Annotated in this window: 21 protein-coding genes and 2 tRNA genes; 2 read left to right on the top strand and 21 right to left on the bottom strand. The window is 67.3% G+C overall.

Translation table 11 applies throughout. From position 1 onward, the window contains the following. Window positions 1–73 precede the first annotated feature (73 nt). The 9 genes from era to rpoE all read right to left on the bottom strand — a co-directional run bounded on the left by era (window position 74) and on the right by rpoE (window position 9,185). Window positions 74–961 carry a GTPase Era gene (gene era / locus QZ588_RS14690; protein ID WP_295543694.1) on the bottom strand — a complete coding sequence of 296 codons (888 nt, stop codon included), beginning with the start codon at window positions 959–961 and terminating at the stop codon, window positions 74–76. Then, window positions 954–1,646 (bottom strand): ribonuclease III, encoded by a 693-nt coding sequence (rnc, locus tag QZ588_RS14685; protein WP_295543693.1) that lies wholly within the window; start codon window positions 1,644–1,646, stop codon window positions 954–956. Before rnc ends, era begins: the two co-directional genes overlap by 8 nt. A 36-nt stretch (window positions 1,647–1,682) precedes the next feature. After that, window positions 1,683–2,564, bottom strand: a complete 882-nt coding sequence (gene lepB / locus QZ588_RS14680; protein WP_295543692.1) for a signal peptidase I — start codon at window positions 2,562–2,564, stop codon at window positions 1,683–1,685. Between the two features lie 205 nt (window positions 2,565–2,769). Beyond that, complete coding sequence (gene lepA, locus QZ588_RS14675) at window positions 2,770–4,575, bottom strand: translation elongation factor 4 (RefSeq protein ID WP_295543691.1); 1,806 nt, start codon at window positions 4,573–4,575, stop codon at window positions 2,770–2,772. Between the two features lie 71 nt (window positions 4,576–4,646). Next, window positions 4,647–6,089 (bottom strand): DegQ family serine endoprotease, encoded by a 1,443-nt coding sequence (locus QZ588_RS14670; protein ID WP_295543690.1) that lies wholly within the window; start codon window positions 6,087–6,089, stop codon window positions 4,647–4,649. A gap of 194 nt (window positions 6,090–6,283) precedes the next feature. Next, window positions 6,284–6,763 (bottom strand): SoxR reducing system RseC family protein, encoded by a 480-nt coding sequence (locus QZ588_RS14665; RefSeq protein WP_295543689.1) that lies wholly within the window; start codon window positions 6,761–6,763, stop codon window positions 6,284–6,286. A 132-nt stretch (window positions 6,764–6,895) separates the two neighbouring features. Then, window positions 6,896–7,738: a MucB/RseB C-terminal domain-containing protein gene (locus tag QZ588_RS14660; protein ID WP_295543688.1), complete on the bottom strand. Its 843-nt coding sequence runs from the start codon at window positions 7,736–7,738 to the stop codon at window positions 6,896–6,898. Window positions 7,739–7,931: 193 nt separating this feature from the next. After that, window positions 7,932–8,459, bottom strand: coding sequence for a sigma-E factor negative regulatory protein (locus tag QZ588_RS14655; RefSeq protein ID WP_295543687.1), 528 nt, complete (start codon window positions 8,457–8,459; stop codon window positions 7,932–7,934). A 147-nt stretch (window positions 8,460–8,606) separates the two neighbouring features. Next, complete coding sequence (gene rpoE / locus QZ588_RS14650) at window positions 8,607–9,185, bottom strand: RNA polymerase sigma factor RpoE (protein WP_295543686.1); 579 nt, start codon at window positions 9,183–9,185, stop codon at window positions 8,607–8,609. A gap of 434 nt (window positions 9,186–9,619) precedes the next feature. Between rpoE and nadB the strand changes: the two genes are divergently transcribed. After that, window positions 9,620–11,251, top strand: coding sequence for an L-aspartate oxidase (gene nadB, locus QZ588_RS14645; protein WP_295543685.1), 1,632 nt, complete (start codon window positions 9,620–9,622; stop codon window positions 11,249–11,251). A 24-nt stretch (window positions 11,252–11,275) separates the two neighbouring features. Here nadB and hypF read toward each other — a convergent pair whose 3' ends face one another. The 11 genes from hypF to QZ588_RS14590 form a co-directional block, all read right to left on the bottom strand. Further along, complete coding sequence (hypF, locus tag QZ588_RS14640) at window positions 11,276–13,657, bottom strand: carbamoyltransferase HypF (RefSeq protein WP_295543684.1); 2,382 nt, start codon at window positions 13,655–13,657, stop codon at window positions 11,276–11,278. Window positions 13,658–13,785: 128 nt separating this feature from the next. Next, window positions 13,786–13,862: transfer RNA gene (locus QZ588_RS14635), tRNA-Pro, on the bottom strand. An 84-nt stretch (window positions 13,863–13,946) separates the two neighbouring features. After that, window positions 13,947–14,315, bottom strand: coding sequence for a MerR family transcriptional regulator (locus QZ588_RS14630; protein ID WP_295543683.1), 369 nt, complete (start codon window positions 14,313–14,315; stop codon window positions 13,947–13,949). Then, window positions 14,296–14,595, bottom strand: coding sequence for an integration host factor subunit alpha (gene ihfA / locus QZ588_RS14625; RefSeq protein WP_295543682.1), 300 nt, complete (start codon window positions 14,593–14,595; stop codon window positions 14,296–14,298). The genes QZ588_RS14630 and ihfA overlap by 20 nt, the downstream gene beginning before the upstream one ends. 58 nt (window positions 14,596–14,653) lie before the next feature. Beyond that, window positions 14,654–17,032 (bottom strand): phenylalanine--tRNA ligase subunit beta, encoded by a 2,379-nt coding sequence (pheT, locus tag QZ588_RS14620; protein ID WP_295543681.1) that lies wholly within the window; start codon window positions 17,030–17,032, stop codon window positions 14,654–14,656. A gap of 46 nt (window positions 17,033–17,078) precedes the next feature. Then, window positions 17,079–18,107: a phenylalanine--tRNA ligase subunit alpha gene (gene pheS / locus QZ588_RS14615; protein WP_295543680.1), complete on the bottom strand. Its 1,029-nt coding sequence runs from the start codon at window positions 18,105–18,107 to the stop codon at window positions 17,079–17,081. A 238-nt stretch (window positions 18,108–18,345) separates the two neighbouring features. Beyond that, entirely contained in the window at window positions 18,346–18,702 is a 357-nt protein-coding gene (rplT, locus tag QZ588_RS14610) for a 50S ribosomal protein L20 (protein WP_295543679.1), read from the bottom strand. 15 nt (window positions 18,703–18,717) lie between these two features. Beyond that, window positions 18,718–18,915: a 50S ribosomal protein L35 gene (rpmI, locus tag QZ588_RS14605; protein WP_295543678.1), complete on the bottom strand. Its 198-nt coding sequence runs from the start codon at window positions 18,913–18,915 to the stop codon at window positions 18,718–18,720. Between the two features lie 220 nt (window positions 18,916–19,135). Further along, on the bottom strand, window positions 19,136–19,675 hold the full coding sequence (gene infC, locus QZ588_RS14600) for a translation initiation factor IF-3 (RefSeq protein ID WP_295543695.1): 540 nt from the start codon (window positions 19,673–19,675) through the stop codon (window positions 19,136–19,138). Window positions 19,676–19,752: 77 nt separating this feature from the next. Then, entirely contained in the window at window positions 19,753–21,666 is a 1,914-nt protein-coding gene (thrS, locus tag QZ588_RS14595) for a threonine--tRNA ligase (RefSeq protein ID WP_295543677.1), read from the bottom strand. 161 nt (window positions 21,667–21,827) lie between these two features. After that, a tRNA-Val gene (locus QZ588_RS14590) sits at window positions 21,828–21,904 on the bottom strand. A gap of 190 nt (window positions 21,905–22,094) precedes the next feature. Here QZ588_RS14590 and QZ588_RS14585 point away from each other — a divergent pair. After that, a complete protein-coding gene (locus QZ588_RS14585; RefSeq protein ID WP_295543676.1) occupies window positions 22,095–22,697 on the top strand; it encodes a hypothetical protein in 603 nt (200 codons plus the stop codon). Between the two features lie 56 nt (window positions 22,698–22,753). Here the strand turns inward: QZ588_RS14585 and QZ588_RS14580 are convergent. Next, on the bottom strand, window positions 22,754–22,983 hold a 230-nt coding region (locus tag QZ588_RS14580), incomplete at its 5' end, for a choice-of-anchor U domain-containing protein (protein ID WP_295543675.1).

Here is a 22,983-nt window from a genome sequence, read left to right as displayed (position 1 = left end):
TAAACCGATTCGTATATTTTTTGGCAGTAGCACACGGATGAGACCGAATCCTGAGCCTAAGTCGGACAGGCTCCTAGTCCCCGTAACCGAGGCTCATCAGCGCGGCGTCGTCGCTGCTCCAGCTGGATTTGACCTTCACCCAGACCTCCAGGTGGACCGGGCAGCCGAACATTTGCTGCATCTGCCGGCGGGCTTCCGTGGCGCTGGCCTTGAGCGCCTCACCGCCGCGGCCGATGATGATCGCCTTCTGCCCCTCGCGCTCCACCCAGATGATGGCGTGGATCAGGTAGCGCTCGCCGAGATCCTCGAAGCGCTCGATCTCGACGGTGACGGCATAGGGCAACTCCTGGGCATAGCGCCGCGTCAGCTGCTCGCGCAGCAGCTCGGCGGCGAAGAAGCGCTCGGAGCGGTCCGTGAGCTGCTCGTCGGGGAACAGCCGCGCGCCTTCCGGGAGGCGCGCAAGGATTTGGTCCTCCAGCAGCGGTACCTGATCGCCGGTGCGCGCCGACAGGGGCACCACCTCAGCGAAGTCATGGCGCGCCGAGAGCTGCTGCAGGTAAGGCAGCAGCGCGCCTTTGTCTTTCACCCGGTCCACCTTGTTCACGGCGACCAGCACCGGCGGCCCGGCGTCGGCGGCGGCATCCAGCGCGATGGCATCCTCGTCGGTGAAGCGCAACGCCTCCACCACCAGCAGGATCAGGTCGACGTCGGCGAGCGCCGCCCGCGCCGTGCGATTCAGGAGCCGGTTCAGGGCGTTGCCGCCGCGCTGGTGCAGGCCCGGCGTGTCCACGTACAAAATCTGACCATCAGCACGGCTCTTCACACCCAGGATGGCATGCCGGGTGGTCTGCGCCTTGTGCGAGGTAATGGCGAGCTTTTGCCCGAGCAGCCGATTGAGCAGCGTCGACTTGCCGACATTGGGCCGGCCGATAATGGCAACGGTGCCGCAGCGATCAGTCATGGGATTCGGCCTGCAGCTCGGTGAGCATGCGCTGTGCGGCGTCCTGCTCGGCGCGTCGGCGGCTGCTGCCCTGCCCCGCGGTCTCGGCACCGGTGTCCGCCAGACGGCAAGCCACCATGAACCGTTGGTTGTGTGCGTCGCCAGCGATCTCGACGACGCTGTATCCGGGCACCGGGCGCCGGCGGGCCTGCAGCCACTCCTGAAGCCGTGTTTTCGGATCCTTGACCGCGTCGGCACCCGCCACCCGCTCGATCCGCGCGGCGAACAACCGTAGCACCATGTCGCGGGCACACGCGAAGCCGCAATCTGCATAGACGGCACCGATGACCGCCTCCAGCGCGTCCGCCAGGATGGAATCCCGGGCGTGGCCGCCGGTGCGCAGCTCGCCGGGGCCAAGATGCAGGTAATCACCAAGCCGCAGTTGCCGGGCCACGGCGGCCAGGCTGTCCTTGTTGACCAGCGCCGCCCGGCGGCGGCTCAGCTCGCCTTCGTCGGCATGCGGAAAACGTGCGCACAGCGCCTCGGCCATGATCAGGCCGAGGGCGGCGTCACCCAGGAACTCAAGCCGCTCGTTGTTGGCCCGCCCGGCGCTGCGATGCGTCAGCGCCCGGGCCAGCAGGTCGGCCCGCAGGTGTGCAGCATCACCGAGCAGCGCTTGGACGAGCAGGTTTGGGTTTGCGCTCATGCCATCTCAGGCCGTTTCTGATGGCGGCAGACGGCGTCAATGAATGACATCGCCAACCCGACCGAAGGCGACCGGGAAGCCATCGCGTCCACCGTCCCAGTGCATCCAGATGGCGAAGGCCTCGCCCACGAGGTTGTCATCGGGCACGAAGCCCCAGCAGCGGCTGTCGTTGCTGTTGTCGCGATTGTCTCCCATCACGAAGTAGGCACCCTCGGGCACCGTCACCGGGCCGTCCGCCAAGACCCGGCAGCCCAGCGGCAAATCGCCGGCGCGTGGATTGATCAGGATCTCGTGCTCCATGCCGTCGATCGCTTCCACCGCCCGCAGCGCACCGGTGTGGCTCTGCCCCGAGCCCTCACCCACGTAGGGCGGCAGCGCCACCTGCGCCGCCGGCTCGCCATTGACGTACAGCGTTTTGTTGCGATAGTACACCTGGTCGCCGGGCACGGCGACGACGCGCTTGATGTAGTCGATGGACTCGTTCTGCGGGAAGCGGAATACCACCACATCGCCGCGCTCCGGCTCTCCCAGATCCAGGAATTTGGTATTGAGCACCGGCCAGCGCAGACCGTAGGCGAATTTGTTCACCAGGATGAAATCGCCCACCAGCAGTGTCGGCATCATGGAGCCGGAGGGGATACGAAAGGGCTCGACCAAAAAGGAGCGTAACAACAGTACCGCCAGGATGACCGGAAAAAAAGAGCGGGCATATTCGACGATGACCGGCTCGCGATACTGCGGCTTGGGCGTTGGTATGCGAGCGCCCGCGCCGCCCGCCGCCTCACCGGCGTCACCGCCAGTCGCTTGCTCGGCGGCAAGGCGCCGTCGGCGCGGGGCGAACACCAGGGCATCCACCAGCCAGATGCCGCCGGTGAGCACCGTTGCGGCGACGAGAAAAGTCGGGAAATCGAAGCTCATGCTGTTTCAAAGATCAGTAGAGGCGGCGTGCGCGCGGGGCGCCGCCCGGTATCGGTACATGCCGCGCCGCGCGTTGGCGTCACTGCGGCGGCGTGCGCCGGGCGCAGACACGGGTGCGCCGTTGGATGCTGCGATGTGCCGCCGTTGTTGTGCGGTCGCGGCCGGTTACGGGTGATTTGTCACGGCCGGGCGGCTTGCAAAACGCTTAATTATCCTTGCCGGTCTGCAAAACGGCAAGGAACGCTTCCTGTGGGATTTCTACCCGGCCTACTTGCTTCATGCGCTTCTTCCCCGCTTTCTGCTTCTCCAGCAGCTTGCGCTTGCGGGTCACATCACCGCCGTAGCATTTGGCGGTGACATTCTTGCGCAGCGCCTTGACCGTCGTGCGGGCGATGATCTTGCTGCCGATGGCCGCCTGGATGGCCACCTCGTACATCTGCCGCGGGATCAGATCCTTCATGCGCTCGGTGAGCTCGCGGCCGCGAAATTGGGCGTTGCTGCGGTGCACGATCAGCGACAGGGCATCCACCCGCTCGCCGTTGATCAGGATATCGAGCTTCACGAGGTCAGCGGCCTGGAAGCGCTTGAGCTCGTACTCGAAGGATGCATAGCCGCGGCTGACGGACTTGAGACGGTCGAAGAAGTCCAGCACCACTTCGTTGAGTGGCAGTTCGTAGGCGGCCTGCACCTGCCCACCCAGGTACTGGAGCTGTTTCTGCACACCGCGCTTCTCGATGCATAGGCTCATGACACCACCGAGCAGGTCCTGGGGCACCAGGATATGCGCCTCGATGATGGGCTCGCGGATCTCGGCGATGGCGCCGGACTCCGGCAGATTGGCGGGGTTGTCGACGTTGATGGTCTCGCCGTCGGATTTGAGCACCTCGTAGACCACGGTGGGCGCCGTGGTGATCAGATCCAGGTCGTACTCGCGCTCCAGACGCTCCTGCAGAATCTCCATGTGGAGCATGCCGAGGAAACCGCAGCGGAAGCCGAAGCCAAGCGCCTGGGACGTCTCGGGCTCGTAGAACAGCGACGAGTCGTTGAGCCGAATCTTCCCCAAGGCATCGCGCAGGTCTTCGTAGTCGTCGGACGACACCGGATACAGCCCGGCGAAGACCCGTGGCTGGATCTGGCGGAAGCCCGGCAGACGCGCCGCCGCCGGCCGGTCGGCGCCGGTGATGGTGTCGCCCACCGGTGCCCCGTCGATCTCTTTGATGCCGGCGATCAGGAAGCCCACCTCGCCGACCCCGAGCACGCGCCGCTCGGTTTTTTTTGGCGTGAAGACGCCGATGCTGTCGGCCTGATGGACGCGGCCGGTGGACATGACCTTGATCTTGTCCTTCTTGCTCAGGGTGCCGTTGACCACGCGGATCAGCGAAACCACGCCGACGTAAGGATCAAACCAGGAGTCGACGATCAGCGCCTGCAGCGGCGCATCGGCCTCCCCGGTGGGCGGCGGCACGTGCTGCACCAGCATCTCCAGCAGCTCGGGGATACCCGCGCCGGTCTTGGCACTGACGCGCAGCGCGTTTTCGGCCTCCAGGCCGATGATCTCCTCGATTTCTCGAATCACCCGCTCCGGCTCCGCCGACGGCAGATCGATCTTGTTCAGCACCGGCAGGACTTCCAGCCCCAGATCGATGGCCGTGTAACAATTGGCCACGCTTTGCGCCTCCACCCCCTGGGCCGCATCCACCACCAGCAGCGCCCCCTCACAGGCCGCGAGCGAGCGCGAAACCTCGTAGGAGAAATCCACATGGCCCGGTGTATCGATGAAGTTCAGCTCATAGAGCTGGCCGTCCGCCGCGGGATAGTCCAGCGTCACGCTCTGCGCCTTGATGGTGATACCGCGCTCGCGCTCCAGATCCATGGAATCCAGCACCTGATCCGACATTTCGCGATCGGTGAGACTGCCACAGTGCTGAATAAAGCGATCCGCCAGGGTCGACTTGCCATGGTCGATATGCGCGATGATCGAAAAGTTGCGGATGTGTTTCTGGTCCGGCATGAAGGCGGTCGGTCCTGGTTGATGCGCGGCCCCCGGGGCCACTCGGCGATGGCTGCTGCTCGGCGCCCGCATCACTCTGCGGGGACGCGGATGGGATAGAACATGCGCCCGTCCCCGCGCTGCACGAGCACGGCTACGGCGTCACCCGGTTCGACTGCGTCCAGCAATTGGCGGAAACGACTGCTGTTGGGCACCGCTTCACCATCGAAGCTGATAATGATGTCGCCGGCGCGCAGACCGCCCCGCTGCGCTGGGCCGCTCTCCACGCTGTCGACGATGACGCCGCGCTCTCGCAGGCCCAGGCGCTCGCGCGCCTCCGCGCTCAGGTCCTCCACGACGAGCCCCAGCCGGTCCGCCGCCGCCGGCTCCGCCTGAACCGGCGCGACGGTGAATGCCTCTTCCTCGGGCAGCTCCGTCAGCATCACCGCCAGCTCGATGGTCTCGCCATCACGCAGCACCATCAGCATGGCCTCGGTGCCCACCCTGGCTGCGCCGACCATGGGCGGCAGATTACTGGAGGTGGCCACCTCCTTGCCATTGAACGCAAGCACGATGTCGCCGGCGCGCAGACCGGCGACGGCGGCCGGGCTGCCGGGCAACACCTGTGCCACCAGTGCACCCCGGGGGTGGCGCAGGCCGAAGGTCTCGGCGAGCTCGCGGGTGACGTCCTGAATCAGGATACCGAGCCAGCTCCGACTGACCCGTCCTTTGTCCTTGAGCTGGGCCATCACATCCATGGCGACGTCGATGGGGATGGCGAAGGACAGGCCCATGAAGCCGCCGGTGCGGCTGTAGATCTGCGAGTTGACGCCCACCACCTGGCCATCCAGGTTGAACAGCGGGCCACCGGAGTTGCCCGGGTTGATGGCCACATCGGTCTGGATGAAGGGAATATAGTCCTCGGCGGGCAGGCTCCGTCCCTTGGCGCTGACGATGCCCGCGGTGGCGGAGTGCTCGAAGCCAAAGGGCGAGCCGATGGCCAGCACCCACTCCCCGACCTGCAAGTCCGCCGCAGAGCCGATGTCGACCGCCGGCAGGTCCGTGCCGTCGACCTTGAGCAGGGCCACATCGCTGCGCTCATCGGCGCCCACCAGCTCGGCCACGAACTCGCGCCGGTCACTGGTGCGCACAATGATCTCGTCGGCGGCCTCGATGACGTGCGCGTTGGTCAGCACATAACCATCCGGCGAGAGAATGAACCCCGAGCCCAGGGAGCGGCCGTTGTCGCCGTCCTCGGGCAACGGGCCCTCCTCACCGAAGAAGCGACGAAAAAAGTCGTACAGCGGACTGTCTTCACTGAGCTCGCCGTCCTCACTGAAATCCTGTGGGCCGTACAGTGCACTTTGCTTGGTGCTGATGTTGACGACCGCCGGTCCATAGCGCTGTACCAAAACGGTGAAGTCCGGCAGGCCAAAGCGCGTTGCCGTTGGCGCCGCGGGGGCATCCGATGCGATCCCCTGGATCGCGGGCATCAGCAGCGACAAACACAGCAGTGAGCGGATCGCGATGGACATGGAGGCGTTAGTGGCACCCGCGTAGGCTGGCGATGAGGTTAGCGGCATCGGCGCCCGGTGCGCGCTGACCGGGCGGGCAGACAACGATCACGAGGCGTTTGGCGGCGGGCGGGTGACAGGATGGGCTTCGGCCGGCATCGGGCTTGGATGGTGATCGTGGCGGGCCTCAGTGCCGGCGGTGACCGGCGAACCACTCAACCGAAGGAGACGCTGACGCTGGCTGCGGCCTCGCGTCGCAGCAAGATTGGGCGAAACCGTGTATCCCGGGCCAAGGCTCGGCTGTAGCGTGCCGTCCAACGCAATGCCAGCCAGAAGCCAACGGCGCCACCCAGCAGGCTCAGCCACTCCGGCCCCGCCGGCCCCGACCACAGCGCCGGCAGGTGGCGTCCGCACAGGGCACCGAGCAGCAAGCCGGCGAGCGGACTCAGGTAGGCTGCAGCGGCGGCCCGCAGCATCGCCCCCTCCGGCACGCCGACGATCACCCGATCGCCGATGGCAACGGCAAGGCTGTTGTCGACTTCCAACCGCAGCGGGCGCCGGCCGAGAAAGCGATCGAGCAGTGAAGTCCCGCAGCCCGCCGACGCGCTGCAGCTGCCGCAGGTGCTGCGGCGCACCGCCTCCACCCACACGGTGCTTGCGCTTGCTTCGACCACAGTGGCTTGTTCTTCGATCACGGCACGATGGTTGATCCCGACTGGGCAAGACTCACAAGCATAGGGCCAGGCGGCGGCGGACGCAATGAATACCACGGTCGCGCTCCCTCAGCAGGCCGACTGCAAGTCGCCGCGTCACCCCGGACGCCGCCATCAAGGGCTTGCCACGACCTCGAGATGCTCGAGCACCATTTGCGCAGTCGCCGGCGGCACTTCGCCCACCACGGTCACCTGGTGGCCATCGACCCGTCTGCCGGCCGCCGTGACAGCGCCGAGCTGGGACCGGCCGCGAAGTGCGCCGTCCATCGGGGGCTCCACGTAGATGGAGAACGCCGCGAGGCCATCGCTCGCCACGCGTTGGTGGATGTCGTGACCGTCGTCGCGCACGAGCTTTTTGCGGGAAACGATCCGAAAGCCCGGCGGCAGTTGGGTGATCACCACGTCTGCATCCGGCAGGACTTCGTCTTCGAGGGCCGGCGCCGGGGCGGTGATCGGGCGCGGCTGCCCTGCGATGTCGATGTCGATGTCGGTGAACATGATCTGCTGCACGGCATGACCATCCTCGGCGAGCAAATCCACCTTCAGCGGCAGGCCGCTCGCGTCATCGATGTAGAAACGGTAACCGTAGCGGTATCCGTCCTTCGCATGAACCCCCACGACGTGCGTATCGCGGCCGGCGATGCGGAACCGCCCCTGCGCCTCGATCCCGTAGTGCCGGCGCAGGCGCGGAAAGTCGAAGGATACGGTGCGCAGGAAGCTGCTCTGCGCATTGCGGACCGAGAGCGGCTCGGCGTCCGGCAACATGCAGGTCACCCCCTGCGCATGGCGTGAGAGCGCGCGCACTGGCCCCGTCAGCGAGAGCAGGCTCTCTGCCGGCTTGCCATTGCTCAGGCGCTGGCTCACCCGCAGAGCGGCCAGCTCGTTACCATGCACATACACCAGTGTGCCCTCGAACTCGACCCGCTGCAGCGCCTGATGCATGCGCTCGAGCAGCAACTGCGGGTCGTCGCCGGCATGCAGCGGCGAGGCCCACGGCAGGCCGAGCAGTGCGCCGAGCAGCAGGCCGGCGTACAGTCGCCGTCGGCCGGGCCACCATCGCTGCGCCGCCGCGCACCCTGGCACGGCGCGGCCAATGGTCCTGAGCATGGCTGACATTGCGGTTCGTCCTCTGCGCCGACTGGCGGCCGGCTCAGGGCCGGCGCTCGTAACCGATGACCGCCGCGTAGGCGGCGACGCCCGAGCGCCCGATCACCGCCGCCTGCTCTTGATGGGTGACCAGCAGACGATCGAGCCTGGCACGCACGGCGGGGTCGGCCTGCTGCCAGCGCTCCGCTGTGCCGGCAGCCTCGGCGAAACCGGGGGATGCGGATGGCGGCAGTGGCCGGGTCAGTACCAGGGCCAGCCCCAGTACCAGCACACCGGCGGCGACGGCTCCCGCCACCGGCCGGCGCAGCCAATGGGCGACCCTCGTGGGCATGGTCTTCCGCATGACCGGATCGCGCCCGTCGAGGGCGGCCCGCACGCGGGCGGCGGTCTGGCGCGCCGCGATGTTGTTCGGCTCGTGCCGCAGTGCCCGGGCGATGATATGCCAACGCTCCCAGTGCCCGGACAGATCCGCCGAGCCGATGAGATCCTTGACGGCTGCGGCGGCCTCGAATCGGCCCACTTCCCCATCCATGAGGGCCGAGACACGCTGACGCTGCTGCTCCGTGCTCATATCGAACCCCCGGAAAACACATTTCAATCGGTAAGCCACTGCCTCCGGCGTCGAGCACGCAACACGGCCGTTGCGCTCGGGCCCTCGGGCATAGAGTGTGCAGGCTGATGGGCCGTTACGTCCTCGTTCAACCGGCGCCCCCCGGCATCAGGTCATCAGCAGCGGCCGCAGCCGCTTGTCGATGGCCTCCCGTGCCCGGAAGATCCGCGAGCGGACCGTGCCGATGGGACAGGACATGGCCGTGGCGATCTCCTCGTAGCTCATCCCTTCCAACTCGCGCAGCACGATGGCCGTTCGCAGGTCCTCCGGCAGTCCGTCCAGCGCAGCCTGCACATTGTCGGCGATCTCGTCGGTGAGCAGTTCACGCTCCGGCGTCGCCTGCTCGCGCAAACGCCCGCCGACGTCCATCTGCTCGGCAACCTCGGCCTCGACGTCGTCGCCCGGTGGTCGTCGTCCCTGGGCGACCATGTAGTTTTTGACCGTATTGATGGCGATACGGTAGATCCAGGTGTAGAACGCACTCTCGCCCCGAAAGCCAGGCAGTGCCCGGTAGGCCTTCAGAAAGGCCTCTTGCGTTACATCCATGACCTCGTTGCTGTCACGCAGATATCGGCCGATCAGCGCCGATATGCGCTGTTGGTACTTCAAAACCAACAGGTCGAAGGCGCGTCCATCACCGCGCTGCGCCCGCTCTACCAGGGCCTGGTCCGCTTCCCGCTCACTCATGGCGCCTCCCGGCGTCGCATGAGCGGGCATGCCGACCGCGCCTGTTGCATGTTGCCATTGACACTCACCAGCACAGTTAAGTTCGCGCGCCGCGACACTGGGGCTGACGCAGCGCAACCGCCGGCATCCGTGCCGCGCAGATTCACGCGGCACCGACAGGGCTCGCCGACCGGTTCTCTAACGATAAACGTGCGGGCAAACCACTGCATCAAAATGGGTCTTTCACAATTTTTCAGCTCGTGACCATCCTTTTTATGGATCTGTCCAAATTTTGTCCTACCCCTACCCTGACAGACCGGACAGAGTGCCGCGTCACCTGCGGTCCCCGCGCCACGTCACCTTGATCAATCCTTACGCTGACAGCAGTTATTGCAGATTCCGCGACGTGCCCGGGCTGCGAGCAAGCAGTCGTGACCTTAACCCGAGACCCACCCATGACGACCGAACACCGCCACGACGTGCTCATCATCGGCAGCGGTGCCGCCGGCCTCAGCCTGGCACTAAGGCTGCACGCCCGGCTCAGCATCGCGGTGCTCTCCAAGTGCGAGCTGCGCGAAGGCAACACCCTGTACGCCCAGGGCGGCATCTCCGCCGTGCTGGATGCGGCGGATTCGGTGGAGTCCCATGTGCGGGACACGATCAACGCGGGCGCCGGTCTCTGCGACGAGGCGATGGTCCGCCTCGTCGTCGAGCACGGTCCGCAGAACATCCGCTGGCTCCTGGACGAGGGCGTGCAATTCACCCGCGGCGAGCAATATCGCGACGCCGGCGGTTACCACCTGACCCGCGAGGGCGGTCACACCCACCGTCGGGTGGTGCACGCGGCCGATGCCACCGGCCGGGCCGTGGAAGACACGCTGGAAGGACAGGTGCGGGCACGCGCCAACGTGGACCTGTTCGAGCACTACACCGCCATCGACCTCATCGACGCGCTGCGCGTCGGCGCCGATGAGCACCGCTGCATGGGGGCCTATTGCCTGAACAGCGCCAGCGGCGAGGTGGAGACCTTCCTGGCGCGCTTCGTGGTCATCGCCACCGGCGGCGCGAGCAAGGCCTATCTCTACACCAGCAACCCGGATGTCGCCACCGGCGACGGCATCGCCATGGCCTGGCGCGCCGGCTGCCGCGCCGCGAACATGGAATTCATCCAATTCCACCCGACCTGCCTGTACCACCCCAAGGCCAAGTCCTTTCTCATCACCGAGGCGCTGCGCGGCGAAGGCGCACGGCTGCTGCTGCCGAACGGCGAGCGCTTCATGCCGCGCTTCGACCAACGCGCCGAGCTGGCGCCGCGCGACATCGTCGCCCGCGCCATCGACCACGAAATGAAGCGCATCGGCAGCAAATACGTCCTGCTCGACATCAGCCACCGCGAGCCCGGGTTCATCCGCGAGCACTTCCCCACCATCCACGCGCGCTGCCTGGAGCTCGGCATCGACATGACCACCGAGCCCCTGCCGGTGGTGCCGGCGGCCCACTATACCTGCGGCGGCATCGTCACCGATGCGCGCGCCCGCGCCGACCGCCCCGGGCTCTACGTCATCGGCGAGGCCGCCTACACCGGCCTGCACGGCGCCAACCGCATGGCCAGCAACTCGCTGCTGGAGTGCCTGGTGTTCGGCGAGCTGGCGGCGCAGGACATCGAAGCCCTGGCGGATCGCTGGCCGGCGCCGCCGGCGGCCCCGCCCTGGGACGCGAGCCGCGTCACCGTGCCCGATGAGGAAGTGGTCATCTCCCACAACTGGGAGGAGCTCAGGCGCTTCATGTGGGATTACGTGGGCATCGTGCGCACCAACAAGCGCCTCATGCGCGCCAAGCGCCGCATCGACCTGCTGCGCCAGGAGATCATCGAGAACTACAGCGACTTCCGCGTCGACACCGACCTGCTGGAGCTGCGCAACCTGGTGGAGGTCGCCGATCTCATTGTCCAGTCCGCCCAACGCCGCCGCGAGAGCCGCGGCCTGCACTACACCCTGGACCACCCGCAGCCCGACGCGTCCCAGCAGAGCCCGACCCTGCTGATTCCGGACCGCTACCGCCCGCGGCCGCCGCGCTGGCTGGGTTAGGCCCGCCCGGGGCGGGGCTTGGTGTCAGCCGGCCTTCGCCTGCGACAGCAAAGCCGCGGCCACGGCCTGGCCCAGGGCGAGCCCGCCGTCGTTACCCGGCACGCGCTGGTGGGTCAGCACGTCCAGCCCCGCCGCCCGCAGCCGCGCGCACAGGCCCTCGAACAGCGTGCGGTTCTGCAGCACCCCGCCGGACAGGGCAACGGTGCCGATGCCATGGGCCGCCGCCAGCGCCACCGACAGCCTGGTCAGCGCATCGGCGAGGCCCGCATGGAAGCGCGTCGCCACCTCGCTCGCATCGGCACCGGCCGCGAGATCGTCGCACAGGGCGCGCCACATGGGCGCAGGATCGAGCATACGGACACCGGATGCCGCCGTCAGCGCGAACGGATAGCCGGCGGCGGTGTCCAGTGCCGCGCAATGCGCCTCGAGCGCGATGGCCGCCTGGCCCTCGTAGGCGATGGCATCCGGGCAGATGCCCACCGCCGCGGCGACGGCATCGAACAGCCGCCCGCAGGACGATGTCAGCGGTGCATTGATGCCGGTGGCCAGCATGCGCTGGAGCAGGCTGAGCGGGCGTGCGGACAAGTCCCGCGCCAGCGCCAGCCCCGCCCGCTCGCGCACGAAGGCGTCCCAGCCGAAGGCGGTATGCAGATGCGCGAAGAGCATCCGCCAGGGCTCCAGGATGGCCTTGGCGCCCCCCGGCAGCGGCACCGGGCGCAGGTGCGCGACGCGCTTTTGGTGGGTGTAGCCGCCGACGAGCCACTCGCCGCCCCAGATGGTCCCGTCGTCGCCATAGCCCGAGCCGTCCAATGCGAGACCGAGCACGGGCGGGCCATCCGCCGGCCACTGGTTGTCGGCGAGCACGGCGGCGATGTGGGCGCGGTGGTGCTGCAGCTCCACCACGGGCACACCCAGCTCCGCACCCAGGCGCCGCCCCACCTGGGAGGCGTGGTAGCTCGGGTGTGCGTCCACGGCCACCGCGGCGGGCCGGTGCTCGTACAGCGACCGGTAGAGTGCGATGGTGTGCTCGAACTCGCGCGCCGTGGCGGCGTCGTGGAGATCGCCCAGGTGCTGGGAGAGCACCGCCTGGCCATCCTGCAGCAGACACAGGGTGTTCTTCAGCTCGCCGCCCATGGCGAGCACCGGCGGCAGCGCCGCCATGGCCTCCGGCAGGGTCAGCGGCGCCGGCGCAAAGCCGCGGGCCCGGCGCAGCAGCCGCGGGGCGCCGTCCATGAGCCGCACCACCGAGTCATCCACGCGATTGACGATGTCGCGGTCGTGCAGCAGCAGCGCGTCGGCGATGGCGCGCAGGCGGCGGCGGGCGTCGTCGTTGTCGATGCACTGGGGCTCGTCGCTGCGGTTGCCGCTGGTCATCACCAGGGGCCGATCCCAGTCCGCGAGCAGCAAATGGTGGAGCGGGCTGTAGGGCAGCATGAAGCCGAGCGTCGTCTGCCCGGGGGCGACGCCGGCGGACAGCACGGCATCGGCCCGTGCGGGCAGCAGCACGATGGGCGCCGCCGGTTGCCGCAGCAGCTCCGCCGCGCCGGGCTCGAGCGCGCCGTAGCCGGCGATCACCTCCAAGTCCCGCGCCATCAGCGCAAAGGGCTTGACATCACGGCCCTTGCGCCGGCGCAGCTCGGCGACGGCCTCGGCATTGGCCGCATCGCAGGCGAGGTGGAAGCCGCCGACGCCTTTGATGGCCAGAATGCGCCCCTGCGCCAGCAGCCGGCTCGCCGCGGCGGGTGCGTCGACGACGCCGCAGGCGGCGGGGTCCAGCGTGTGACCCGCCGCATCTTCCAGCCAGACCCGGGGCCCACAGACCGGACAGGCGTTGGGCTGGGCGTGGAAGCGCCGATCCGCCGGATCGTCGTACTCGCGCCGGCAGGCCGGGCACAGGGGGAACACGGCCATGCTGGTGTTGGCGCGGTCGTAGGGGATGGCGCGGACGATGGACAGCCTGGGGCCGCAGTGGGTGCAGTTGGTGAAGGCATAGCGGTAGCGGCGATCGGCGGGATTATCCAGCTCCGCCCGGCAGGCCGGGCAGGTGGCGGCATCCGCCACCACGCCGGTGTGCACGCCGGTCGCGGCACTGTGCTCGATGGCAAACTCCCCCCCGGCCACGCCGGCCCCGTCCCAAGGGCTGCGCTCGATGCTGTCGATGCGCGCAAGCGGCGGCGGCTCCGTGCGCAGCCGCCGGCACAAGGACTCGATAGCAGCCGCCGAGCCCAGCGCGCGGATCAGCACCCCGTCGCCGTCGTTGCGCACGCCGCCGGCGAGCCCGAGCTCACGGGCCAGCCGCCACACCGTGGGCCGAAACCCAACCCCCTGCACCAGTCCGCGGACGCGGATCAATGCACCCGTGCTGGCGGGCGTCGATGCAGCCGGCGCTTCCAATGACTTGGCCATCTGTCTTTGGACCAGCCCAGTGTGCTGATGATCCCGCTGTAACGCGTATCGTCGGGGTCGGCCCCGGACAGGCCGCAGCCGCCCATAAAAAACGCGGCCCTGGCGCCAGCCAGGGCCGCGTTCGTGTTTGGTCCGGGCGGCAGGATTCGAACCTGCGACCCCCACAACCCCATTGTGGTGCGCTACCAGACTGCGCTACGCCCGGAAGCCCAACAGTATACTCAAGCCGCTTCGGTCTCTGCAATGTCGCCGGGCGCATCGATGACGGGGCCTGCACGGGCGATGTCTGCTAGTGTTGCCGGCGCTTCAAATCGTGCAGCAGGTCTTCGAGCTCGAGGCGCATCTGGCGGATGATCTGGTGGCTTTGGGAGCTGTCGTGCTTGGCGCCCTCCCCGGAGAGCTGCTGGCGTGCGCCGCCGATGGTGAAGCCCTGCTCGTAGAGCAGCGAGCGGATCTGACGCACCGTCACCACGTCGTGGTGCTGATAATAGCGGCGATTGCCGCGGCGCTTGACGGGCTTGAGCTGCGGAAACTCCTGCTCCCAGTAGCGCAGTACGTGTGGCTTCACATCGCACAGCTCACTCACCTCACCGATGGTGAAGTAGCGCTTGCCGGGAATCGGCGGTAGATCGTCGACGCTATCGATCGCGTCCGACATAAGCTTCGACCCGCGACTTGAGCTTTTGACCGGGCCGGAAGGTCACCACGCGGCGGGCCGTGATGGGGATTTCTTCGCCGGTCTTGGGGTTGCGGCCCGGGCGCTGCTTCTTCTGTCGCAGATCGAAGTTGCCGAACCCCGAGAGCTTGACCTGCTCGCCACCCTCGAGCGCCGAGCGAATCTCTTCGAAGAAGGATTCGACCACCTCTTTCGCCTCGCGCTTGTTGAGTCCGAGCTCTTCGTAGAGATACTCGGCCATATCTGCCTTCGTCAATGCCATAGCCTGTCTCGTTGCCTGCGGCCAGCGGGGTGGCTTGAAGGCGCCGGCGCGGCTTGCGTCAGGCCCGCAGCTCGGCGCCGGTTTCGCGCTGCAGGGCTGCCAGCACGCGCGCCACGACCGCCGCCACGTCATCGTCCCTAAGTGTCTGAGAAACGTCTTGCAGAATCAATCCCAACGCCATGCTTTTTCGGCCCGGGCCCACCTTTTCGCCGACGTAGACGTCAAACAGCACCAGGTCGCGCAGTAACGCCCCGGCGGCGGCCCGCACGACGCTGCGCACCGTGTCGAAGCTCACGTCGGCGGCGACGACGATGGCGAGGTCCCGCCGGATGGACGGGAATTTGGATACGCCGGCGAAGGCGGGCCGTGACCCGCCGCCGAGGGCCGCCGTCGCCAATTCGAACAGCTGCACCGTCACCGGCAGGTCGAGCTGCGCCGCCAGGGACGGGTGAATGGCACCGATCCAGCCCATGGCCCTGCCATGGCGCTCCAGTCGCGCACATTGGCCGGGATGCAGCGCCGGATGGGCAGCGGGCACGAAGCTGACCTCGTCAGCGGCGCCCGCCACCGCGAGCAAGGCCTCCACGTCCGCCTTGACGTCGAAGAAATCGGTCTCGCGCGCCGGGGCGCCCCATTGTTCCGGCAGCACCGGGCCCACGGCCGCACCGGCGAGCATGGGCTCCTGGTGCAGTTGATCGCCGTCGGTGCAAAAGCGCAAGCCCGCCTCGAACAGCCATACCCGCCCTTGCTGGCGGGCGAGATTCTGGCGCAGGGCCTGCAACAGGCCCGGCCAGAGACTGGTGCGCATCACCGACAACTCCGCGGACAGCGGGTTGGCGAGGGCCAGCGGCGTCTGCTCCGGGTCGATGAGCCGCGCAAGCTCGGGGCTCACGAAGCTGTAGGTGACCGCCTCGAACCAACCACGGTCGAGCAGCACCCGGCGTGCGCGCGCGGGATCATAGGCCATCTCCAGCGGAGCGCGCGTCACCGCGGCGGAGCGGGCATGGGTGACCGGGATGCGATCGTACCCATGCACCCGACCGAGCTCGGCGATGACATCCACCTCCAGCCGGATATCGAAGCGGCCGCTGGGCGGAACCACCTGCCAGCCAGCGTCGGTGTCGGTCAGACGCATCCCGAGCCGGCCGAGGATGTCCGCCACCGCCGCGCTGTCCAGCCCAAGGCCGAGCACCTGCTCGATGCGGCGCCGGCGCAGCGCAATCACCGGTGGCGCGGGCAGCTGGTCGGCGGCGGCGGCCTCCACCACGGGTCCGGCTTCGCCGCCGGCGACGGCGAGCAGCAGCGCCGTCGCCCGTTCCATGGCGCGCGCGCAGCCCGTGGGATCGACGCCGCGCTCGAAGCGATGGGACGCGTCGGTGTGCAGTCCATAGCCGCGCGCCTTGCCGGCGATGGCGGCGGGGGCGAAGAACGCGCTCTCCAGCAGCAGATCCCGGGTCGCCGGGCCCACGGCGCTGTCGGCGCCCCCCATGATGCCGGCGAGAGCCAACGCCTTGGCACGGTCGGCGATCACCAGGGTATCGGCCCCCAGGGTGGCGGTCTCGCCATTCAGCAGGGCCAGTGACTCACCGGCATGGGCCAGGCGCACGGTGATGCCGCCGTCGATGCGCGCCAGATCGAAGGCGTGCATGGGCTGGCCCAGCTCCAGCAGGACGTAGTTGGTGACGTCCACGGCGATGCCGAGGGGGCGCAGCCCGCTGCGGCGCAGGCGCTCGCACATCCACAGCGGCGTGGGCGCATTCGGGTCGACGCCGCGAATCACCCGGCACAGGTAGCGCGGACATGCCGCGGGTGCCGTCAGCTCGACGGCCACGGCGTCGTCGACCGCGGGCGCCACCGGCATCACACGTGGCGCGCGCACGTCCACACGGTTCAGCACCCCCACGTCCCGGGCCACCCCGGCGATGCTGAGGCAGTCCGCCCGGTCCGGCGTCAGGTCCAGCTCGATGCACTGGTCGTCCAGGGCCATCCAGGCGCGCAAATCCTCCCCCACCGGCGCATCGCCGGGGAGCACCATGATGCCGTCGGCGCTCTCCGCGAGACCGAGCTCGGCGGCCGAGCAGATCATGCCGTGAGAGGCCACACCCCGGAGCTTGGCGCGCTTGATCTTGAAGTCGCCGGGCAGCCGCGCGCCGACGGTGGCGACGGGTACCCGCTGACCGGCGGCGACATTGGCGGCGCCACAGACGATGCCGAGGGGTTCGGCATCACCGATATCCACCTCGCAGACCCGCAATTTCGCCGCATCCGGATGCGCCTGCACACGCTGCACATGGCCGATGACGACACCGCTGAAGGCCGGCGCCGCCGGCTCCAGAGCATCCACTTCCAGTCCCGACAGGCTCAGCTGATCGGCGAGGGCTTGGGTGTCGAGCGGCGGGTCGACCCATTCCCGCAGCCAGGCTTCGCTGAAGCGCATGGATCACATCTCCACTGACGAGCGCGGCGGCATCCGCCGGTCCGGCTCAGGCGAACTGCCGCAGGAAGCGCAGATCGTTTTCGAAATACAAGCGGATGTCGTCGATGCCGTAGCGCAGCATGGCCAGGCGCTCGACGCCCATGCCGAAGGCATAGCCCAACCACCGCTCGGCATCGATGTGGACATGGCCGAGCACCGCCGGGTGAATCATGCCGCAGCCCAGCACCTCCAGCCAGCCGGTCTGCTTACAGACCCGGCAGCCGCCGCCGCCGCACTTGACGCACTGCACGTCCACTTCCGCCGATGGCTCCGTGAACGGGAAGTACGACGGCCGAAAGCGCAGCTTGAGGGCATCGTCCTCGAAGAAATTGCGCAGGAAATCGTAGAGCACGCCTTTGAGGTCGGCGAAGGTCGCCTGCTCATCCACCAGGAAGCCTTCCACCTGGTGGAACATGGGCGTATGCGTCAGGTCGGAGTCGCAGCGATAGACCCGGCCGGGGGCGATGACCCGAAAGGGCGGCTGCCGCTGCTCCATGACCCGGATCTGCACCGGTGAGGTGTGCGTGCGCAGCAACCGCCCGTCGGCGAAATAGAAGGTGTCGTGCATGGCCCGGGCGGGATGATGCGCCGGGATGTTGAGGGCCTCGAAGTTGTGGTAATCGTCCTCGATCTCCGGGCCCTCCTCGACGCTGAAGCCGGCGTTCGCGAAGAGCTGCTCGATGCGCTCGAGGGTGCGCGTCACGGGATGGGCGGCACCGGGTTGCCGGCCGCGGCCGGGCAGGGTCACGTCGATGCGCTCGGTGGCGAGCCGCGCCCGCAGCGCGGCGTGCTCCAATGCTGCTTTGCGCGCCTCCACGGCGGTCTGCAGCGCCGCCTTGACGCGGTTGATGGCCTGCCCGGCGGCGGGGCGCTCCGGCGCCGGCAGGGCGCCGAGACGCTTCAACTGTGCGGTGAGCAGGCCCTGCTTGCCGAGGAATTCCACCCGCACCCGATCCAGCGCTGTCAGGTCATCGGCGGCTGTGATGGCGGCCAGCGCCGCATCGCGCAGTGCGTCGAGGTCGTTGCCGTCGCTCATGGCTGCTGATCGATGGGGTCGGAGACTTGTGTAAGGATAGCCGGCATGGACCGGTGCGGTGGTGGCGGTGGCAGCGCCTGCGGCGATCGGGCGTCGACAGGCGGCGCCGCTTTCACGCCGGCGCCGCTCGCCCGTGGCACGTGACCGGCATCGGCTGCGGACCCACGCCCATCGCCTGCTGCCGGTCAATGGCGAAAGCCGAGCCCGGGATCCGCTGCGAATGCCGGGGCGACCGATACTACGCCAGCGCCGCCTTCGCCTGCTCGGCGATGGCTGCGAAGGCCGCCTCGTCGTGATAGGCGATCTCCGCGAGCACCTTGCGATCCATCTCGATACCAGCCTTGTGCAGGCCATCCATGAAGCGGCTGTAGGACAGGCCGTTCATGCGGGCCGCGGCATTGATGCGCTGAATCCACAGGGAGCGGAAATCGCGCTTGCGCTGCCGGCGGTCACGATAGGCATACTGGCCGGCCTTGATGACGGCCTGCTTGGCCACCCGGTAGACCTTGCTGCGGGCACCGTAGTAGCCCTTGGCCTCCTTCAGGACCTTCTTGTGGCGTGCGTGCGCCGTGACGCCGCGTTTGACTCTTGGCATGGAACAGACCTCCGGCTAGCAGTACGGAATCATGCGACGGGCGGCGCGCACGTCGGCGGCGTGCAGCAAGTGTGACTTGCGCAGTTGGCGCTTGCGCTTGCTGCTCTTCTTGGTGAGGATGTGCCGCCGGTGCGAGGCGATGCGCTTGAAGGCGCCGGAGGCGGTGCGGGCGAAACGCTTCGCCGCGCCGCGGTTGGTCTTGAGCTTGGGCATTTGTGCTTCTCCGTCTACGAAGCCGGTCGGGCTCGTTGCCCCGTTTGGCTTATGGGTTTTTGATGCGGCTTGCCGGAAGCCCTGACCCGGGTGCCGCTCGTTGTGTGACCACCTCGCCTGCGAGCGAGGTTGGTGGACTGGCTCGCTGGGCTCGTCGACGTACCTTGTCGCGGCATCGATGCCGTGCCCGCCCGCGACGGGCCGGCCCGACGGCCCAGCGCTACTTTTTGCGCGGGCCCAGCACCATGACCATCTGCCGGCCTTCCATTTGCGGCTGCTGCTCCACGGTGCTGATGTCGGCGAGATCGCTCTCGACACGTCGCAACAGATCAAGCCCAAGCTCGCGGTGGGCATGCTCGCGGCCGCGAAAGCGCATGGTGACCTTCGCCTTGTCGCCTTCGTTGAGGAAACGCTGCAGGTTGCGCAGCTTGACCTGGTAGTCGCCGATATCCGTCCCGGGACGGAACTTGACCTCCTTGACCTGAACCTGCCTCTGCTTCTTGCGCGCCTCGGATTTCTTTTTTTTCTGATCGAACAGAAAGCGTCCGAAGTCCATGAGCCGGCAGACCGGTGGCTCGGCATTCGGCACGATCTCCACCAGATCCAGGTTGGCCTCGGTGGCCTTCTCCAGAGCGGCGTTGAGGTCGACGATGCCGACCTGATTCCCGTCCGCGCCGATCAGTCGAACCTCTCGGGCCGTGATCTCGTCGTTGACGCGGTTACGTTTTGGTGCAGCGATAGCAGGCTCCTCCTTACGGATCTGGAAACAAGACAATGCACGGGCTGCGCCGGCGACTCAACCAACGGATGAGCGCCCGGCCGGGGGCCGATGCCGCCTTATGTGCGTGCGGCGACGGACGCTGTCAGGGTGTTGATCAAGGCGGTCAGGGGCATCGCGCCATGGTCTTGCCCCGTGCGATCCCTGACGGCCACCTCGCCCTGCTCCACTTCGCGGTCTCCGACCACCAACAGGTAGGGCACCCGTTGCAGTGTATGGGCGCGGATTTTATAGCCGATCTTCTCGTTTCTCAAGTCGTGCTCGACGCGGAATCCCTTGTCATGCAGCGTCTTAGTGACCTCGCGCACATACTCGGCCTGGCGATCGGTGATGTTCATGACCACCGCCTGCACCGGCGCGAGCCACACCGGCATGACCCCGGCGTAGTGCTCGATGAGAATACCGATGAAACGCTCCATGGAGCCGAGGATGGCGCGGTGAATCATCACCGGCACCCGGCGGGTGTTGTCCTCGGCGACATATTCGGCGCCGAGGCGGCCCGGCATGGAGAAGTCCACCTGGATGGTGCCGCACTGCCAGGCACGGCCGATACTGTCATGCAGCGTGAACTCGATCTTCGGCCCGTAGAAGGCGCCCTCCCCCGGCTGCACCTTGAAGTCCAGCCCCTTGTCGCGCAGGGCCTTGTCCAGCGCGGCCTCGCCCTTGTCCCACAGCTCATCGCTGCCGACCCGTTGTTCGGGCCGCAGGGACAGGGCCAGCGCGATGTGCTCGAAGCCAAAGTCCCGGTAGGTCTCGAACACCATGTCGATGAGCGTCGAGACCTCCGCCTGGAGCTGATCCTCGGTGCAGAATACGTGTGCGTCATCCTGCGTGAAGCGACGCGCGCGCATCAGCCCGTGGAGGGTGCCTGAGGGCTCGTTGCGATGCACGACACCGAACTCGGCGAGCCGCAGCGGCAGGTCGTGGTGGCTCTTCAGCCCCTGGTTGAACACCTGGATGTGCCCGGGGCAATTCATGGGCTTGATGGCAAAATCGTGATCGTCCAGGTGCGTCGTGAACATATCGTCCGCGAACTTCTCCCAGTGCCCGGAGCGCTCCCAGAGCGCACGATCCAGCACCTGCGGCGTCTCGATTTCCTGGTAGCCATATTCGTCGAGCTTGGTGCGCATGTACTGCTCGACTTCGCGGTAGATGATCCGGCCCTTGTGGTGCCAGAAGGCCATGCCCGGGGCTTCGTCCTGAAAATGGAATAGATCGAGCTGCTTGCCGAGGCGGCGGTGGTCGCGCTTCTCGGCTTCCTCCAGGCGATGCAGGTAGGCCTTGAGCTCTTTCTTGTCGCGCCAGGCGGTGCCGTAGATGCGCTGGAGCATCGCGTTGTTGGCGTCGCCGCGCCAGTAGGCGCCGGCGAGCTTCATGAGCTTGAACCCCTGCCCCAGCTTGCCGGTGCTCGGCAGGTGCGGGCCGCGGCAGACATCGAACCACTCGCCCTGGCGGTAGACCGAGACCTCCTCGCCTTCGGGGATGTTCTCGTCGATGATCTGGACCTTGTAGGCCTCGCCCAGCTCACCGAAGATGCGCTTGGCCTCCTCACGATCCCAGACTTCGCGCCGGATCGGCAGGTCGCGCTTGACGATCTCGTGCATGCGCTGCTCGATGGCCGTCAGATCCTCAGGGGTGAAGGGCTCGTCGCGGGCGAAATCGTAGTAGAAGCCGTTGTCGATGGCGGGGCCGATGGTGACCTGGGTACCGGGATAGAGCTCCTGCACGGCCTGGGCCATCACATGGGCGGCGTCATGGCGCAGCAGCTCGAGGGCGTCTTCGTCGCGGGCGGTGACGATGGCCACCTCGGCGTCGTCGCTCACCAGGTAGCTCGCGTCGACGAGCCGGCCGTCCACGCGCCCGGCCAGGGTCGCTTTAGCGAGGCCGGCGCCGATGTCGGCGGCGATTTGCTGCACCGTCACCGGGGCATCGAAGTGGCGGACGGCGCCGTCGGGGAGGGTGATCTGCGGCATGACTACTACTCAACTGTTTCAGTGGCGATCGATACGAGGGATCGCGTGATCCGGCCGTGTCTTCCGAGATCTCGGAGGGTCCGGCGCCTGTGGCGTCCGGCGCGGCGCATGACATCGAATGAACGAATCCGCCGGCCGTGAGCGGACGGACGGGCAGTGTGTGGTAGGCGCGATTGGACTCGAACCAACGACCCCCACCATGTCAAGGTGGTGCTCTAACCAACTGAGCTACGCGCCTGCAAGTCAACTACTATAACCGAGTCCGCCGCATTTCCGCAACGGTGTGCGCATCATTCGCGTCCCGCGCGATCTTACACGATATAAACCGCAGAACCAGCGGATGGCGGGCATCAGCGTGTATGAATCCATCCCAATGCGGGTCCTCGAGCATGGCTCCCGCGCGCCGCAGGCAACCCGGAGACGCGACCATGCCCCTGGCCCAGCAAGACCTTCAGCAAATCGGCGAGTACGTCAAAAACCACATTAGCGAATGGATCGCCGAGCAAAGCCTCGGCAAGCCGCCCGAGGTCTACGAACTCGAACTGCGCGAGCGCATGGTGCGCGTCGAGGAAGCGCTCAAGCACCAACACGAGCTGATGCGCCAAGGCTTCGAGCAGGTCGACCGGCGCCTGGAACTGATGGCGGCTGACATGGATAAGCGCTTCGATCTGGTCAACAAGCGTTTCGAGCAGGTCGACAAGCGTTTCGAGCAGGTCGACAAGCGTTTCGAGCAGGTCGACAAGCGCTTAGAGCAGGTCGACAAGCGCCTGGATCTGATGAAAGCTGACATGGACAAGCGCTTCGAGCAGGTCGACAAGCGCCTGGACCTGATGAAAGCTGACATGGATAAGCGCTTCGAGCAGGTCGACAAGCGCCTGGACCTGACGAAAGCTGACATGGATAAGCGCTTCGAGCAGGTCGACATGCGCTTCAACGAAATGCTCGCGCGCCATGACAAACACTTTTTCTGGCTGCTTGGATTCATCACCACAGGCGTTGGCCTGGTGATCGCCGCGATCCGCTATCTCTAACCTGCCCGCCCTAAGGCATTCGACCGCTGCGGCATGGCACACCCCGCGTTGCACCCTCACACGACCCGCCACACCAGCCGCTCCATGCCCAGCGCCACCCCCGCGGCGCAGGCTGGGCCGACGGCGGGGCCGCTGAGGTCGGCGATGCTGCCCTCGTTGGGGTCGGCGTCAAAGGGGCCGTTGTCGGCGATGGTGAGGGTGGCGGTGTCGCCGGCGAGCGTGACGCCGTCGGTCATCGGCGTCCAGGCGTCGTCGATGTATTTCCAGTACGTCAGGCCCGCCACCG

This window comes from uncultured Thiohalocapsa sp. (assembly GCF_913062725.1).
Lineage (GTDB): Bacteria > Pseudomonadota > Gammaproteobacteria > Chromatiales > Chromatiaceae > Thiohalocapsa.
This window is presented reverse-complemented; position numbering and strand designations above follow the sequence as displayed.

Excerpts from the sequence above, each read along its gene's own strand:
- era (WP_295543694.1), bottom strand. The coding sequence starts at position 961 with ATGACTGATCGCTGCGGCACCGTTGCCATTATCGGCCGGCCCAATGTC.
- rnc (WP_295543693.1), bottom strand. The coding sequence starts at position 1,646 with ATGAGCGCAAACCCAAACCTGCTCGTCCAAGCGCTGCTCGGTGATGCT.
- lepB (WP_295543692.1), bottom strand. The coding sequence starts at position 2,564 with ATGAGCTTCGATTTCCCGACTTTTCTCGTCGCCGCAACGGTGCTCACC.
- lepA (WP_295543691.1), bottom strand. The coding sequence starts at position 4,575 with ATGCCGGACCAGAAACACATCCGCAACTTTTCGATCATCGCGCATATC.
- QZ588_RS14670 (WP_295543690.1), bottom strand. The coding sequence starts at position 6,089 with ATGTCCATCGCGATCCGCTCACTGCTGTGTTTGTCGCTGCTGATGCCC.
- QZ588_RS14655 (WP_295543687.1), bottom strand. The coding sequence starts at position 8,459 with ATGAGCACGGAGCAGCAGCGTCAGCGTGTCTCGGCCCTCATGGATGGG.
- rpoE (WP_295543686.1), bottom strand. The coding sequence starts at position 9,185 with ATGAGTGAGCGGGAAGCGGACCAGGCCCTGGTAGAGCGGGCGCAGCGC.
- nadB (WP_295543685.1), top strand. The coding sequence starts at position 9,620 with ATGACGACCGAACACCGCCACGACGTGCTCATCATCGGCAGCGGTGCC.
- hypF (WP_295543684.1), bottom strand. The coding sequence starts at position 13,657 with ATGGCCAAGTCATTGGAAGCGCCGGCTGCATCGACGCCCGCCAGCACG.
- QZ588_RS14630 (WP_295543683.1), bottom strand. The coding sequence starts at position 14,315 with ATGTCGGACGCGATCGATAGCGTCGACGATCTACCGCCGATTCCCGGC.
- ihfA (WP_295543682.1), bottom strand. The coding sequence starts at position 14,595 with ATGGCATTGACGAAGGCAGATATGGCCGAGTATCTCTACGAAGAGCTC.
- pheT (WP_295543681.1), bottom strand. The coding sequence starts at position 17,032 with ATGCGCTTCAGCGAAGCCTGGCTGCGGGAATGGGTCGACCCGCCGCTC.
- pheS (WP_295543680.1), bottom strand. The coding sequence starts at position 18,107 with ATGAGCGACGGCAACGACCTCGACGCACTGCGCGATGCGGCGCTGGCC.
- rplT (WP_295543679.1), bottom strand. The coding sequence starts at position 18,702 with ATGCCAAGAGTCAAACGCGGCGTCACGGCGCACGCACGCCACAAGAAG.
- rpmI (WP_295543678.1), bottom strand. The coding sequence starts at position 18,915 with ATGCCCAAGCTCAAGACCAACCGCGGCGCGGCGAAGCGTTTCGCCCGC.
- thrS (WP_295543677.1), bottom strand. The coding sequence starts at position 21,666 with ATGCCGCAGATCACCCTCCCCGACGGCGCCGTCCGCCACTTCGATGCC.
- QZ588_RS14585 (WP_295543676.1), top strand. The coding sequence starts at position 22,095 with ATGCCCCTGGCCCAGCAAGACCTTCAGCAAATCGGCGAGTACGTCAAA.